Source organism: Seinonella peptonophila (genome assembly GCF_900129355.1).
Lineage (GTDB): Bacteria > Bacillota > Bacilli > Thermoactinomycetales > Thermoactinomycetaceae > Seinonella > Seinonella peptonophila.
This window is the reverse complement of record NZ_FQVL01000021.1, coordinates 1-16235: the sequence shown is the minus strand read 5'-3', so window position 1 is coordinate 16235 and position 16235 is coordinate 1. Positions and strand designations below refer to the sequence as shown.

General features: G+C 36.8%; 14 protein-coding genes. 7 read left to right on the top strand and 7 right to left on the bottom strand.

What is annotated here, in order from left to right; all coding sequences use genetic code 11:
* Positions 1–12: 12 nt before the first annotated feature.
* The 3 genes from BUB71_RS17955 to BUB71_RS17945 are packed head-to-tail and all read right to left on the bottom strand — an operon-like array spanning position 13 to position 5033.
* Positions 13–1332, bottom strand: coding sequence for an arsenic transporter (locus BUB71_RS17955; protein ID WP_281248227.1), 1320 nt, complete (start codon positions 1330–1332; stop codon positions 13–15).
* A gap of 9 nt (positions 1333–1341) precedes the next feature.
* On the bottom strand, positions 1342–3258 hold the full coding sequence (locus tag BUB71_RS17950) for an IucA/IucC family protein (RefSeq protein ID WP_073158377.1): 1917 nt from the start codon (positions 3256–3258) through the stop codon (positions 1342–1344).
* Positions 3255–5033, bottom strand: a complete 1779-nt coding sequence (locus BUB71_RS17945; RefSeq protein ID WP_073158374.1) for an IucA/IucC family protein — start codon at positions 5031–5033, stop codon at positions 3255–3257. Before BUB71_RS17945 ends, BUB71_RS17950 begins: the two co-directional genes overlap by 4 nt.
* A 153-nt stretch (positions 5034–5186) precedes the next feature.
* On the opposite strand from BUB71_RS17945, the gene BUB71_RS17940 reads away from it, so the two are divergent.
* The gene (locus BUB71_RS17940) at positions 5187–6851 is read left to right on the top strand and encodes a hypothetical protein (RefSeq protein ID WP_073158371.1); all 1665 of its coding nucleotides are present in this window, start codon (positions 5187–5189) and stop codon (positions 6849–6851) included.
* A gap of 18 nt (positions 6852–6869) precedes the next feature.
* Here the strand turns inward: BUB71_RS17940 and BUB71_RS17935 are convergent, their stop codons facing one another.
* Positions 6870–7379 (bottom strand): hypothetical protein, encoded by a 510-nt coding sequence (locus BUB71_RS17935; protein WP_073158368.1) that lies wholly within the window; start codon positions 7377–7379, stop codon positions 6870–6872.
* A gap of 220 nt (positions 7380–7599) precedes the next feature.
* Here BUB71_RS17935 and BUB71_RS17930 point away from each other — a divergent pair, with 220 nt between their 5' ends.
* Positions 7600–8154: a hypothetical protein gene (locus BUB71_RS17930; protein WP_139279184.1), complete on the top strand. Its 555-nt coding sequence runs from the start codon at positions 7600–7602 to the stop codon at positions 8152–8154.
* Between the two features lie 84 nt (positions 8155–8238).
* Here the strand turns inward: BUB71_RS17930 and glmM are convergent, their stop codons facing one another.
* Entirely contained in the window at positions 8239–9579 is a 1341-nt protein-coding gene (gene glmM, locus BUB71_RS17925) for a phosphoglucosamine mutase (protein WP_073158360.1), read from the bottom strand.
* Positions 9580–9797: 218 nt separating this feature from the next.
* On the opposite strand from glmM, the gene BUB71_RS17920 reads away from it, so the two are divergent.
* Positions 9798–11498 carry a hypothetical protein gene (locus BUB71_RS17920; RefSeq protein WP_073158358.1) on the top strand — a complete coding sequence of 567 codons (1701 nt, stop codon included), beginning with the start codon at positions 9798–9800 and terminating at the stop codon, positions 11496–11498.
* Positions 11499–11540: 42 nt separating this feature from the next.
* On the opposite strand, the gene BUB71_RS17915 is transcribed toward BUB71_RS17920, so the two are convergent.
* Positions 11541–12251 carry a CAP domain-containing protein gene (locus BUB71_RS17915; RefSeq protein ID WP_073158355.1) on the bottom strand — a complete coding sequence of 237 codons (711 nt, stop codon included), beginning with the start codon at positions 12249–12251 and terminating at the stop codon, positions 11541–11543.
* A 97-nt stretch (positions 12252–12348) separates the two neighbouring features.
* On the opposite strand from BUB71_RS17915, the gene BUB71_RS17910 reads away from it, so the two are divergent.
* The 4 genes from BUB71_RS17910 to BUB71_RS17895 are packed head-to-tail and all read left to right on the top strand — an operon-like array spanning position 12349 to position 15165.
* The gene (locus BUB71_RS17910; RefSeq protein WP_073158353.1) at positions 12349–12828 is read left to right on the top strand and encodes a hypothetical protein; all 480 of its coding nucleotides are present in this window, start codon (positions 12349–12351) and stop codon (positions 12826–12828) included.
* A gap of 13 nt (positions 12829–12841) precedes the next feature.
* Entirely contained in the window at positions 12842–13039 is a 198-nt protein-coding gene (locus BUB71_RS17905; RefSeq protein WP_073158350.1) for a hypothetical protein, read from the top strand.
* Positions 13036–13572: a hypothetical protein gene (locus BUB71_RS17900; protein ID WP_073158347.1), complete on the top strand. Its 537-nt coding sequence runs from the start codon at positions 13036–13038 to the stop codon at positions 13570–13572. The genes BUB71_RS17905 and BUB71_RS17900 overlap by 4 nt, the downstream gene beginning before the upstream one ends.
* 27 nt (positions 13573–13599) lie before the next feature.
* The gene (locus BUB71_RS17895) at positions 13600–15165 is read left to right on the top strand and encodes an AAA family ATPase (RefSeq protein WP_073158343.1); all 1566 of its coding nucleotides are present in this window, start codon (positions 13600–13602) and stop codon (positions 15163–15165) included.
* Positions 15166–15243: 78 nt separating this feature from the next.
* On the opposite strand, the gene BUB71_RS17890 is transcribed toward BUB71_RS17895, so the two are convergent.
* Positions 15244–15972 (bottom strand): hypothetical protein, encoded by a 729-nt coding sequence (locus BUB71_RS17890; protein WP_073158339.1) that lies wholly within the window; start codon positions 15970–15972, stop codon positions 15244–15246.
* Positions 15973–16235: the final 263 nt, after the last annotated feature.

Below are 16235 nucleotides of genomic sequence, written 5' to 3'. Positions count from 1 at the left end.
TTGCTCTGACTGTCAGTAGAGTATGTGAAACCATAAATATAGACCAAATAGTGTGATGATAAGGGTTGGAATAGTGAGAATAATCCCTACCTTGCAATATTGAATCCAGCTGATAGTGATTTTTTTTCGTGCAAGTACGTGTATCCAAAGTAAAGTGGCCAATGAGCCAAGTGGAGTCATTTTAGGTCCCAAATCTGCCCCAATAATATTGGCGTAGATGAGCGAGTCGCGAATCATACCTGTAGTTTGAGTAGCTTGAATGACTAATGAGTCAAACATAACAGTAGGTAAGTTGTTCATCAATGACGAAAGAAATGCAGAGGAGAAGCCCATGACAAAAGTTACATATAGTAAACCATGGTCAGTTGAAGCTTTAATCACTTGAGTTAACGGTTGAGTAAATCCTACATTGTGCAGGGAGAAGACAACAAGATACATACCAATTGAAAATATGATAACAGTCCAAGGTGCTTCTATAATTATTTTTTTTACCTTGATTTTGGGGTTATTTGATGCTGCGACTAAAAAAATAAATGCTGCACCACTAGCGATAATTGAAACAGGAATGTGTAATAGTTCACTAACAAAGTATCCAGCAAAAAGGATGATTAACATCACCCAAGAGAGTTTAAATAGGCGATGATCTCTAATCGCATCCGACGGCTTTTGCAGTTCCATCCAATTATAGGTCTTTGGGATATCTTTTCGAAAAAAGAGATAAAGACAAATCAGACTTGCGATTAATGCAAAAATATTGGGAATAATCATGTGGATTGCGTATGATAAAAAGCCAATTTGAAAATAGTCTGCCGATAAAATATTAACAAGATTGCTGATCACAAGAGGTAATGAAGTAGTATCGGCAATAAACCCACCAGCAAAAACAAAAGCAAAGATCATCTTGTTATCAAATCCTAATGCTTTAGTCATTGCAAGTAGAATTGGCGTCATAATTAATATAGCCCCATCGTTATTGAAAAAAGCAGTAATAACCGATCCTAACAATATGGTGTAGATAAACATTAAATGGCCATTTCCTTTAGCAAATCGAGCCATATGTAAGGCAGCCCATTCAAAAAAGCCGATCTCATCCATCACGAGTGAGATCAGCATTGCGGCAATAAAAGCGAATGTGGCATTCCAAACGATATGAGTAACAGTAACAATATCGCTTAATGATACGATTCCAAATAAAAGGGCTAAGATGGCTCCAATTGAAGCAGACCAGCCTACCGAAAGTCCTCGAGGCTGCCAAATAACAATTATAAGGGTAAACAGAAAGATGAGTAGTGCGATGATCATGGGCGTTGTGATGATCATGGTGTTTTTCATGCACTCCTTTCAGTTCCAGTCAATTAATGGATTTGGGATTTCAACATATAGATCTCGATCATGGTTTAGAAGACGCATGGAAGTAATAGCTTTATGCATAATTTTTGATTGAAAGAGAAAATGCTGATCCGATTGAGCTTCTTTACTTAGATTATGGTTTAGAGTGAGATCTGAAAAAATTTGTTTACTAATTTGGGCTACCATTTTCCATAGTCGATTTTCTACACAGCCAAATATGTAGCATAACTGTACAATCATTTCACCTAGGTGATTTTGAAAAACAGCATAATAGACCTTTTCTCGCATTTTTTCTGCGTGTTGGGTTACAGTTAACGAGTCAGGATAGAAGGATATTGTGAGCCCTTGCTTTTCAACTCGAGGTTGATAAATTCTAGCTCCTCCCCAATCTCGAAACATCATTTTAACTGGTTCACCATTTTTAAAGATGGGGATACTATTTTGTAAATGTCCCTCTAATCCAATTCCATACTTCACCATCATTCTTAAAAAGCCATTAAGTGCGATGGATGCATATTTGTAGAAGAATGAGTAAGCTGCTTTCTGAATTGTTTGTTGAGTATGTGATGCGAAAGCATCGATAAAGTCAGATAAGATCAGCTTGCCAGTGATTGGAGATTCATCAAATAGTGCAGAAGCGACTATAGCTAGTTCATTTTGTTTCAATTTTGTTTGTGTAGATTCTCGAAAGACAACAGATAGATTTCGTTGTAGATCAGGATGAGAACTTTTGAAAAAGCAACCTCCCAACTCCTCCACAGGAATGAACTGCTCTACTAAATCAGGTTCCCTTTTTAAAACCTCTTGAATCAACTTGGTAAATGAGGCTGCATTCATCGTTGTCTGAGGTGATATAGAGCGAATGGTTGATGTCATTTGGCTATTGACTGCTACTTTCACGACTCCTTTCCACTCTTTTGCTTGAGCTGGCAGCATGGTACGAAAGGATGTAGAAGCTTTACACATGAGCTGAAGCTCTGGTAGTAAGATGATTTGTTGATTCTTGATTTCCTCTCGGTACAACACCGGAATAACATGATCAAATTGCCATCCATGTACTGGGATTAGAAAATATCGCTGATTGTATTCCATCCAATGATCATTTAATTGTGTTTGAAGTTGTGGGAAAAATGAGAGTAGAAAAGAATCATATGTTTCAGATGAATTGAGAAATGACCATTTGATTAAATCTCGTTGAACTGCTACAAATTTTAATGTTTGTTGATTTCTACATTCAGGTGCATAATCACTGACCGCAATTGGTTCCATGTCTAACTTTGTTTTACTACATGGGTGTAAGTTGTGCCCTTCAGTACAAAATTGTTCAAAGAAAGAAGGATCGTTTAATTGCATAGCTAAGGTATAAATGTTGGAGTGAAGGGGCTTATACTGACCTGCCAAAGATTTTATCTTTAATTTTCTCAGTTCTTGCCACACATAAGCAATTGCTTGATTGCTACATGCATTACAAATTTCTTTTGCAAATTGATCCCAATTAGAAGTTATGGTATGAACTTTTTTTTCTACTAAATAAAGAAATTCGATTGGATGTAGAATGGGAAAGACGTTTCCATTCGTAATATGAGCAATGTCTTTTTGGAATATATGTCGCCCTGCGAGAAATTCATGTCTGATTGGAATATAGATCGATTCATCGACTCCTAGTGGGTAGTGATAAGCGGTATTCTTATAAGATCCACTATTGAATTTAAATATATCTTCTCTTAGAAATGCAGATACCAATCGGTGTAAAATGGTTTTTCTAGCTTTAGGGAGAAAGGCTTGGTATTTTTTTGCAAGATTTGGGTCCTCTTGATTGAGTTGTTGAATAGTTTGTCTCTCTTCTGAAAGACATCCTTCCAATGTCCATTCTTGATAAGCAATTTTTAAAAAGCTTTCACCGTTCATGTATAATCTCCTACTAAAGGGTTTATTTGTTCGGTATAAAGATATTTTTGAGGATGTTGTTCTTTTTGGCGCATCGTTAATAATGCTTTTGTTTTGATTTTAGATCGTAAGAGAGATTGTAGGTCTTTTTCTGCCTCTGGAATGTTCATATCAATGGATGAACGAAGTGTATGACTAACTACTTTCCAAAAGCTATTTTCAGAGATTCTCAAGTATTGGGCAATCGTAAAGATCAAGTCACCAAAATGATTTTGAATGACAGAGTGTAAAAATTTATTGTAAACACTATCCATTCCTTGTACAAAAATATCACTTTCATATAGGGGTAGTTGTATGTCTTTTGTAAAGCGAGTTTGATTGATTCGAACTCCACCCATATCACGAATCATAATTCTTTTGATTTCCCCATTTTCGACCACAATGATTGAATTTTGCATATGACCTTCTAAAGCAGTTCCAAATTTCTGTAATAGATAGAGAAAAGGTGGAAGACATTTCTTTGCATAGTCTTCAACATATTGAATTGCGTAACTCTGTTCGATTTTATTTCCACACCACTGCTCAATTAGATCTATAATCAGAGGTCGATCAGTAAAGGGATTATTTGCGGTTAGAGAAGCACCAACAAGACATTGTTCATGGTTATGTATAAGATGATTTGGATGTGTACGTATTGTAAAAGAGAGTTGACTGCTCCAATCATTTGTATGAGATTGATTCGGTTGGTAATAAGCCCCAGCTAACTCCGGTAAAAGCATCAGATGTTTTGCATATTGGGGCTTTTTTGCAAGGAGTTGATTGATCTGTTGTGTAAGTATAGGACCGTTTACAGTTGTTTGTGGAGATAGGGAACGAATTGCGTTTGTAATTTGTATACGAACTGGTAATTTTAAATGAAATTTACCAGATGTATCCATTGTTCGAAATGATAGCAAAGGATTTGCTGGGATCACAGCAGGGACTAAGAACCATTCTAATTCATTACTTAACGATTTTTCTTTGATCATATGATCATATTGCCAAGGATGGACAGGTATAAGTTGATAATTTGATAGTTTCTTCTGCTTTGATTGCAATACTTGATTCGCCAATTTGAGAAGGCCAGGGGCATGTTTTTCAAAGAAGTTATTCAGTTCAGTTGATAGAAAAGAAGTGACATGAACATGTTGCTTAGGAATTAAAATCATTTTTAACATAACTTCTCGATTCAACTCTGGTGAATATAGCTGCCTTTCTTCGTCTGAAACACCTATTCGAGTTTTGGCGCAGGGGTGAAGAGGGTTCCCTTCAAAGGCAACTTGTTCAGAAAAAAGATAAAGATCGATTTCTTCAACTAGATTGAGGACTGTATCGATTTCAGTCAAATTGATTTTTGGCTTTAAGGTGCCCACATAACGTTTTCTCCGTTGTTCCCAAGCATCATAAGCAAATGCTAGATTTTCAACAGAATTATATAACTCTTGTTCTAGATTGATTGGAATCTCTAGTTGCATATCATGACGTAAAAAATTGATTAGTTCATCGAGGGTGTTCATCTTTTTCTCTTTTTTAGTATGGTAAAGAAGCTGTATTGGCGAACGAAATTGGAATCGTTGAAAGGCACCATGATGTTGAATTCCTAATATGAGTTGTAACTTTTTTTGACTATCTTTGATGGTACAGGTATCATTTTTTACTTCAATTTGCCAGTTATTTGGAACTAATGATTCTCTTATTATTGCATTGATCAGGCGCATCATGGTTAGTTGATGTGCCTGTCTTTGGTGTGAGTTCATACTGATTGATTCACTCCTCGTTATATCTCTGCCAAATATAAAACTTTGCTTAACAGATTGCAAAGATTTGGTTAGACAATGAAATGAAAGTTAATTTACAATTTATTTATCGTTTGATATTCTTAATTTATTAAATTATAAGGGAGTGAAGCGATGAAGCGATCCATCCTTTTGTCTATTATCATCTTAGCTCTTGCTGCGTTTGCACCATTATCTGTCTTTGCAATGCCGGATCCTCCTGGATATGGAACTGACACGCATGAAAAAAGGTATGAAATGAGTTCCAAAGTTGCAATCCAAGGAACAGGTGGGTATGTTCAATTTTACACTTATTTTCCAGATAAAACTGAAGCAGGTTTAGTAGATGGTAACATTGAAATAAACCCAAATAATATCAAAAGTCAGCAAACGACAAAAAAAGTTAAGGTAAATAATGACAAAGGTAATACGATTCATGTTGTAACAGTTCCAACAAAAGATATTGAGAAAGAGTCAAGTTATGTTTTACAGACTAGGTTTAAAGGAAAGATTTATGGCTCAACAGCAAATGGTCAGACAAGACTTCAACCGCCAAATTACCAACCGCCAGATGTTAACATTTATAACTGTGTAAACGTGAAAGCAAAGAAACAAAAGCTTAACATGAAGGTTTCTTATGATGATAAGGGCTTAACCATCCGGGCCGCAGCTGATCGCAAGGGATCTTGGGATTTGACCATCGGTAAAGGATCTAGCAAATTTACAACAGGAGATGCTAACAAAGATTCATTTGAAAAAAATGTAAAATACAAAGAATTACCCGATGGAAAAACTCTAACTGCTACTTTAAGTTTCCAAGGCTTAGCAGTGAGCAATCATGATCAACCTTCCTGCGATGCAGTTAACGTGTATGTCGGCTCTGATAAACAAGATATCAGTACTTCAAAACCAGAACCTAAAAAAGAACCAAAAAGTGATGACCAAGGCGATAAAGGCAACAAAGGTGATAAAGGTTCCAAAAATCCTAAAAGTGAACAACCAAAAAAAGTACTCATTGATGCAAAAGGTGAATATGACCAACAAACAAAAGACTTTAAAGGAACTGCGACACTGAAAGATGTAAAAAAAGTAAAAGGTAATTGGAAATTGACATGGGACAATTCAGAAAAACTAAAAGAATTCAAAGATCAAACTGATCCTACTATCTCGTTCACCATACCACATGATAAATTTACAAAAGAAAACCATCAATTGAAAATTGAATTTACAGGTAAAGTTGATGGGAAAGATGTAAAAGCCGGCGGTCTCATGAAATTTGATAAGAATCCTAATCAAAACAATAATAGCACAGGTGACAGTAATTCAACTGTAGGAACAGAAAATCCACCAGATAACCAAAATACAACAGCAGGAACAGAAAATCCACCAGATAATCAAAATACAACAGCAGGAACAGAAAATCCACCAGATAACCAAAACACAACAGCAGGAACAGAAAATCCACCAAATAACCAAAATACAACAGTAGGAACAGAAAATCCACCAAATAACCAAAATACAACAGTAGGAACAGAAAATCCACCAAATAACCAAAACACAACAGTAGGAACAGAAAATCCACCAAACAACCAAAACACAACAGTAGGAACAGAAAATCCACCAAACAACCAAAATACAACAGCAGGAACTGAAAATCCACCACAGCCTACTGGTTCACCGATTGGCGGTCCTTTACCAAAAACAGCAGGAAATCTCCCTCTTGGTATTCTAATCGGATTCATTATGCTGACAGTAGGGGCAGGTTATTATATTTGGTTGGGTCGTCAGGTAACACGTTAAATAATGAATGGAGCCAGCTCATGAAACTGAGCTGGTTTTTTTTTCTGATTTTTGATCTGGTTGGAGCTTTAATTTAAAGGGAATTTTATAGTAATAACCTTTCGTATCTTTAAAATAAAATAGAAGCCTTTGACTCCCTGTAAGCCCCAGATGAGTTAAGTGTTTTTGGAGTATAGCTTCATTAAGTTCAAGCGTCATTTTTTCATCAATTAATAGTATTTTTTGTTCTAACTGTTCGCTTAGTTCGGTAAGTAGAAGCTTTTTTAATGGTTTACGAGTTAATTTTTCCCCAAAACGTTGTGGTAAAAAAATTCCACAGGATTCAAAATGTACAGGTATATATTTCATATTCACTGCTTCAAATTCAAGCATTCGATTTGTTATTTGATTATCTTCAATTCGATAGGAAATTGAGCATTTTAAGCGACTTTTATTTCGAGATAGAGTAATAAGCACGGCGATCAGGGTTACGGCTGAAAGAAGAAGTTGACTACCGAATAGTAACATCCATTGCCATTGGGTTAACATATTTATCTCCTTTGGATTCATCATTGAAATCATATTTCTATATTAATAGAACATGATGATAAGATACAAATTCTATTCAAAATAGAAAAAAAAGAGGCGACACTTTATAACTTTGCGATAGTGAAACCTATATTCAGTTAAAGATTAAACAGGTTAAGAAACGGATTTTAGAGGGTACATTTTTATGAGGAATCAATAATTTTCAGATGAGAAGAGTGATATGATGAATCGTTTTTTATTGTTAGTTATGATGTTGATTTTCTTCAGTGGTTGTCAATTAAATGAGCAATCCTCAGGAACTGATGCATCTACAAGGGCATCTAAGGAAAAACAAAATCAACATCAAGAGGAACAAAATTTTGACTCATTTGCTGGCCTAGGTGGATCAATCCAATCATTTGTGGACAAGTTTGGAGAGAACAAAGGTACTGATTTACTTGGCAAGTTTGCTAATGATTCGATCATGCCTACATTTGCTGATGGAAAGGCGTTAATTATCACACTATCATTTGAGCATCCCTATACAAGTGAAGAACAGGCTTTGGCATATGTCAAGACATTGATTCCTAATGATTCTCAGAAAATTCAGGAGTATAAGCACACTTCCATCACCCCTGATGATCGGATCGTCATTATTTATGAGAGTCAGAAACTATCAAGACAGTTTGATAAACTTCAATTTGGCGGAACGAAACCAGGTTCATTTAGCGTAATATTACAGAAAGAAGGAAGTAAATTTACAGGAGCTGCGATTGGAGTAGCAATAACTCCATAAAAAACGTTTTCTGATTGGCTGATTATTCATCCCAAGAATCCCCTCACGTTTACGCGAGGGGAGTTGTCAAGAGTCATCCTTTGGTTACCCAAGCTCTTGTTCAATCACTTGGGCAATTTGGTTTATATATTCATTTAGTACTTCCTCATCGGGGCCTTCTGCCATTACACGGATTAATGGTTCTGTACCTGAAGGACGTACAAGTACCCGACCGGAATCTTTCAACTGATGTTCAGCTTCTTTGATCGCTTGTGCGATTGCTTTGTTTTTTTGCCAACCCTCTTTCGTTTTTACTTTTACATTTTTCATCAGTTGTGGATACTTGGTCATGACTTGACTTAATTCCGATAATTTTTTACCAGTTGCCTTGAGAACCTGTAGTAGTTGAAGAGCAGAGAGTAGACCATCTCCAGTGTTTGAGTATTCCGTAAAAATAATATGACCTGATTGTTCCCCACCTAAGGTGAAGTTACCTTTCCGAAGTGCAGCAGCAACAAACCGGTCACCTACAGCAGTCTGAACTGATTGGATTCCTAAATTTTCCATAGATTTGAAAAATCCAATATTACTCATAACCGTTGTCACAACGGTGTTTCCAGCAAGTTTCTGTTGATCTGATAAATACTTGGCACAGATAGCCATAATCTGATCGCCATCGACAATCTTGCCTTTTTCATCTACAGCGATTAATCGATCAGCATCTCCATCAAAGGCAATACCGATCTGTGCTTGACTCATTTGAACCGCTTTTTGTAGATCTTCTGGATGGGTTGATCCACAACCTTGATTAATATTGACACCATTGGGGTCTGTATGGATTTTTGTCAATTTTACCCCTAATCGCTCTAGTAATTGGGGAGCCAATTGATATGCTGCACCATTTGCACCATCCATAACGACATGGAGCCCTTTTAAGTCTGTATCAATAGTTGTTGCTAAATAATCAAGATAATGATCAATCGCTCCTTGTTGTTTTATAATTCGACCTAGATTTTCACCTGTTGGTCTAGCTAATGTATCATTTTGATCATCCAATAATGTTTCGATTCTTTCCTCCATTTCATCGGATAACTTATGTCCCTCACTATTAAAAAATTTAATACCATTGTCTGGGTATGGATTATGTGATGCAGAAATCATGACCCCTGCTTCTGCTTTTAGATATCGTGTTAAATAGGCTACAGCAGGTGTGCTTACGATGCCTAATAATATGACATCGATGCCCATTGAAAGAAAACCAGCTGTAAGGGCAGATTCTAGCATTTCACCTGAAAGACGAGAGTCTCGTCCAATGACTACTTTTGCCCGATTTGTCTGTGATGTGATCACATAGGCGCCTGTTCGACCGAGTTTAAAGGCGAGTTCGGGTGTCAATTCTTGATTGGCGATCCCTCGAACACCATCGGTTCCAAAATATTTACCCATAATTACCTCCCAAAGTTCAAATCAACTGAATCATTGTACCATGTTCTATTCTACGGTGTGCAATAGAGACAAAAACACACTAGCAATTTTTTACCACTCTTATGTAAAAGATAAGCACTTTTTAACCATTTTACTGGATTTAACATATTAAAATATTTATTTTTCTATATTCTTTTTTTTGCTATAGTTATTGATAAGAATGGGGGTGGGGCATCAATATGTCCAATCAGAGAATAATTCGAAAAGCTGATTTACGTACGATTGAACATAATCTCACCAATATCCATAGTGGGATCGAACACATGTATCACTATGTGTTGAGTATGCAGAATAAAGTACTTGAAACAGAAGCGAAATTAGATAAATTGTCAAATGATTTTTATACCTATTTACAAGATGAATTACAATCAAAGCAATTACAATTGGCAGAAACACGTTTGGTTCGTGTTCGTCAAAAATTGGAAAAAGATTTTGGTCACTATGATTCAGTTCGAAGAAGGGCAACGGGAATTTTACAAGCGGTAGATGTAGGAATTGTCCGTGATGAGATCATCAGTTCCACAACCGAAGAACTGATGTTAAAAACGCCTAAATATTGGTTATCTCCGTGTTTGGTAGCCTTATCTGCATGGATTGAGGATAAGAGAGAATTAGCAGAAAAGGCATTACAAGAGGGATTTCGTCGTGATAGCCAAAAAAGTTCATTATTCTTTGCATTAGTGATGCGGCGTTATGAACGATTTGAAGCATGTTCTCGGTGGTTGGAGAGTTATTTTTTCCTTCAAGATGCAAGTGCATTAGATCGTGAAGTGATTATTTTATTAGATGCCTTTACAAATGGTGTGTTCGATCCACAATCCCGTGCCCAATCGATTGCTCAAATGAATCAATGGATGTTTGATGTAACCGCTTCTGGTGAAGAGTTGCATAAATCGTGGTTAGAACCATTAGAAAAATTTATTGTAGATCAAGCTGTTGATCAGCAATATCCTTATTTGAGTCAATACTCACCAACTTTTGATCAATGTAAGAAGTCTTTAGAGTTTGCACATAGTCATCAACAATTGCTTACGTTTCTACAAACTGTTTTTTCTGGAGAGGTTCGACCTGTACAGAAAGTTTTTGAAGCTGTTGATGAGATGTTGCAAAACTTGGTCACTGATTATGATGAAGAAGAATTACCATTGCGACAGAAAGATCGGTTATTAAATCTCATCATAGAAGAAGATGGAAAGCGTGAGATTGCAGAGGAGAAGTTCTCACAAGAAAAAGTAGCTTGGAATCAAAAATTTCATTTTAAAGATGTGATGCAAACGCTAGCCTTCTTTCCTCAGACTGTCTCTGCCACCAAAGCCACACAACGCTTTGCGATTGCATTTTGTAAAGACTGGCTTGTAAATGCTTATAAAGATTTTACTGCTGAACATCGTCGTCAATTTCCAAGTGAAATTGAAATTGAGATAGAAGGTTGGCAAGGTACAACTCGTGATGGTACAAATCAAATCGAAATGGTACGTTCGTTGATGGAATATATGAAGAAGAAGGGTAAAAGTAAAAAGAAGCTAAAAAAGAAGCATTATTTAGCGGCAGTAGGCGGTGGTCTACTCTCTATTTTTGGGATTGCCTTGGCTTATATTCATCCGGCTTTTCTCCTGCTAACACTACTTGGTTTGTTAGGACCTGGCTGGTTTCTTTGGCTTCGTCGACATAATAAAAAAGTGGAACGATCCCAATTTTATCAAAAACAGATCAATGCTAAAAACGATTTATTAGCAACCATTGCTGAGATTGTTGATTGGCGCGATGAATATACCAAAGCAGATGAAGATTCTAAAAAAGTGACTGAATATATAGCTAGTATCCGTAAAGAACAGTATGTACAGACGGGCTTTGATCAAGCTCGAGCTATTCATACGTAAATAACTGGCACTCAATTTACTGGAGAGTGCCAGGTTTGAGTATTATCTTTTAATAAAGATTTGTGTCCAATATGTACGTGATGAACCCTCTTTCACATAGCCAACACCAATATGCGTAAAGTCCTTGTTTAAAATATTAGCGCGATGTCCTTCACTATTCATCCAAGATTCCATCACTGATGCAGGTGTTTTTTGGCCTGTTGCAATGTTTTCACCTGCTGCTAGATACGAGACTTCTTTTTGCTTCAATAGATGAAATGATGAGCCGAATGTAGGTGACTGGTGAGAAAAGTAATGATGATGCAACATATCTTTCGATTTCAGTTCAGCTAATGTTGAAACTTTACTGCTTTTCTTTAATGGTGGGAGTCCTCTTTTTGTTCGTTCCTGATTTACTAACATCACGACTTTTGTTTCAAATGTTTCCATTTGCTGTGAGTTTGTGTAATGTTTATCCATTTTCTTTTTGTCAGTATTTGATTGCTTGATCTTCATTTGTTTTTTTGGTGATTGTTGTTTATCAACACTTACCTCGTTGTTTTTCTGATTCTTTTTTTCTTGTTGTTGTTTTTGAGATATTTGAACTGCTGGTGTATTTTTTGGAAGCTCTTTTTTTTCATTAGATGGTGTTGATTGAATACTCGTTTTTGTTGATTTTAATGGTTTAGCTGCTGTTTTTTCCTCTTCTATTTGTGGTGTGCAAGCTACACCCACCAGAATGATCAATAGGATCGGAAGGAAAAGTTTGCGCAAATAGATCAACTCCATATGAGATATTATAGAAAAGTAATTATATAAAGAATAGTTTAACCGATCTGAGAAAAATGGCAAGATAAAGGATGTGAAAGAAATGCCTAGACCATTCTTTAACCGATCAAATCAAACAGATACAAATTGGAAAGAGAAAAAATCCGATGTAAATCTTCAACATATTTCGTTTCATCCTCAAGCCCGTTTAAGACAAAATCGCTCCTCGGCTTATGTAGAATTGTGTACAGGATTAGACACAGGGGAAAAAGTACTTAGTGAGGCAAAAATGTCTGAAATTTTAGCGGGAGTCGATCAAGAATTTGCTGATGTAGAGAAACAATCATTACCAATAGGGATTGTTTCAGCTTGTTATCTGGGGCATCCATTTGAAGTACACACACTTGATTTACGTGAAGAAATCATTATGCATTATAAAGTGAGTGAGCCATTACCGGGTGGATTAGAGAGAGCAAGAACATTGGCGCTTCATCCAAGTTATGCTTTTGTTGAAGTATATCCTGATTGTTTGCGTGTAGTCGACAAAGAAGGAGAGGTCTCTGTAATCCAAGATCAATCATAGAGGAGGTGCTCGGATGGATCAGTCATTTCGACCTTTAAGGGGAGCGCAAATTCCAAATCAAACGGAGAACGAAAATAATCAAACCAAGGAACCTTCAACAACGCCTGCTTTTCAGAGACAAAGTAGTCAAGATCAAGCAAAAAAGCATACGATTTTGCCTGAATGGGATTTATTGCCGCCGAGAAAAACAATTCGGAGGAAAGGAATATGAATCTACAACCACCACAGATCTACGCTGATTGGGCGAAGTGCTTTCGATTATTAAAAGATGAAAGCCAAGATGAAGAAGCGATTTTGTCAGTTATTCATCAAGGGAAAATTGATTGGGTACCTGGCGTTTCAAGCCGCTTTTTAAAACGGTTGAATGAGGTCATTGATGATCGTTTTCAAAAATCAGCAAATAAATTACGCCAAGATCTACAACGTGCACAGGCGAAAGAACACTTGCTTGTTCCTGCTTTAATTGCTGAACGCAAGCGGTCTGAATTTGTTATTCGATTAGTTATGATGCCCGCTATTCCAAATGAACAAAAACAAAAAATTCTAGAGGCACTCAATGATGCAATTAAAAAATTACAAAAAGGTTTGGAAGATAGTGCTCGCCAAAATGATTCCACTGGAAAATTATACAATATCATTAATCGTAACCCAGTTACCGTAGAAATTCCCCAAATCCCTATAGAAGAAGAAAAAAAAGAGCCTTCATTTTTCACAACCCTGATTAAAATGTTAAAGAAAAAATAACTTATGTGAATGAAAGGTTTGTTGTAAATGGCGGATATGAATACGTTTAGAAACGCTTTAGAACGATATATAAGCGCTAGAATTCCTTTTATTTCCATTCGAAGCACTGAGCGTTCACGTGTGATGAATATTTTACGAGAGACAGCGGAAAAGATAAATATTCCTATCTATGCTCATACACTCTCTGAGGGTATGAAGGATATTATGAGTCAGCGCAAGGTGAATGAAGATCGTTCTGTTTATGGTGCACTTGATTTTATAAGTCAGCAGTTTACCCAACGGCAAAATTTAACTTTTGTACTCACCGAATTTCCAGACTTAGAGGATGATAATGAACGCTCTCGCCATTTTTCTGATGTGGTCATGTTAGCAGAACAAAAAGCTGGTGTGGTCATTGTCATTACGTCAAAACCGGTATGGGGTCAATTACAGCGCCTAGGAATGGCCATTACGCTTGATCTTCCAAACGAAGATGAAATGCTTTCAATTGTAAAAAGCTCAATTCAATATTATAAAAGTATGGTTCCTGTAGAATGGACAGAACAGGATCAGCAAGAGGCAGCTACTATGATGTCTGGCATTAGCCAGATTGAAGCAGAGAATATCATTGCAACTATAGCCGTAAAAGGTGCTGTTAAAAAAGATGATCTACAAGAAATAACGAAGGCAAAGGATCGCATATTTGCAGATATATCTGGATTAGAACGAGTGAAGTTGGACGGACAAGAACTAACAGTTGGTGGTTTAAATGGTTTGAAGGCATGGTTGGATCATGAAAGGCCTTTGCTAACAGCAAACTTAAAAGAGCGTGGAATTCGCCCGCCTCGTGGTGTGCTACTCGTGGGGGTACCAGGGTGTGGAAAATCACTTTCGGCTAAAGCAATCGCAGCAAGTTGGAATTTACCATTATATCGTCTGGATTTATCTACCATATATGGTCAATGGTTAGGACAGAGCGAAGGTAGATTAAAGGAAGCATTGTCGACAGCTGAACATGTAGCACCTTGTGTCTTGTGGATTGATGAGATCGAAAAAGGACTTGCTGGAGCTGGGGCGGGCGATAGCGGAGGAACATCTACTCGTTTAGTAGGGCAATTTCTTTTTTGGCTTCAAGAAGCTCGTTCTCGTGTCTTTGTAGTTGCAACTGCCAACGATATTTCAAGGTTGCCACCTGAATTGTTGCGACGTGGTCGATTCGATGAATTGTTTTTTGTTGATCTACCTTCACCAGCAGAGCGCAAGGAAATCATTCAAATTTACACAAGACGAGGGCTAAAACAAGACCTTGATGCATCACTTTTGGATCAACTAGTTGAAATGTCTGAAGGATTTGCGGGGTCAGATTTAGAATCTGCTGTTCGTGAAGTTGTAAAAGAGGCGTTTCTAAATGGTGATGGTACAGTAACTCCTGAATTATTTATTCGTAGTTTCCAAAATGTCGTACCTTTATCAAAAACGAGTCCTGAGCAGATTGCCCAGATTAGAAGATGGGGTCTTGAACGAGCAATTCCGGCATCAGGTCAACATACACAGCATATGGATGAGCAATTACCAGAAGGAAAACGACGGTTAATCTTTTTTCCACAGAATTGAACAAAAGCCAGGAGACGTCATCGTCTGTACCTGGCTTTTGTTATGAATCAATTTTAAGTGTTTCGTAATTGCAATCATTTATTGGCATTTTTTAGTAACGTAACTATCATGACCTGTATAGGTATGCATATCGGGGACAAATTGATTGTGGCCAATTTTATTCCATAAGTTAGAAGATTCACCATGACTATTAGATACAGTGTTTCCTCGTGTTTGACAAAGGATGAGAATTTCAGTTCCGTTATAAATAGTGCCTTTTTTTGCTGAAGACGAACTAGGACCTGCATAGATTGTTGTTGGACCATTTGTATCATTGTAGATTCGGTAGGGTGAGTTTACATGGTATGGATATGTAGGTTCATTATTTTCTGTCTTTGTCTTTGGTTTTGATGTTGTTTTTTGTGGTGGCTTGGTCGTTGTATCCTCTTTGTTTTTATCTTTTTGATCCTTTTGCTTGTCTTCTGTTCCTTTCTCCTTTTTCTTCTCCTCTCTTAATTCTTCCCCTGATTTTGTTTCAGGAATTACTTTAGGTGTAGGGTTGGGTCTTGTTAGAGGAGTTGGAGTTGTATTTGGTACTACTTTGTTAGTAGCTATTTTTTTTGTTTTGTTATCAGAAGCAATGGCACCTGTTAGATCAAGGTAATAGGCAGATAAACCTCCAATGAGTAAGAGTAAAACGGCCACTGAAATTTTAATCCAAATATTTGAACTCTTTGGTTGTTCAATGGGTAAAAAATTTGCCCTTTTTTTGGATAGTTTCTTTTTACTAAATGCCAAGTTCTTATCAATGGGAATTTTTTTGGGCAAGCAACCGCCTCCTTTAATGTTAATGAATTGATAACATTATACACTTAAATGGTTTTAATGAAGAGAGAGTATAAATATAAATATTTACAATAGATATGCAAACAAAGAGTAAATCGTCAAGGTGCATAGTTTTAACTGTTATGAGGTTGTTGCATTAATCGAAAATAAAAAATAGAAAAATCCGCCAAAATGTGGTTAGATGAAAGCTCTCACACAACCATCATCCACAAAGGGCGGATCATCATGAGTGTAGCACGACTTTC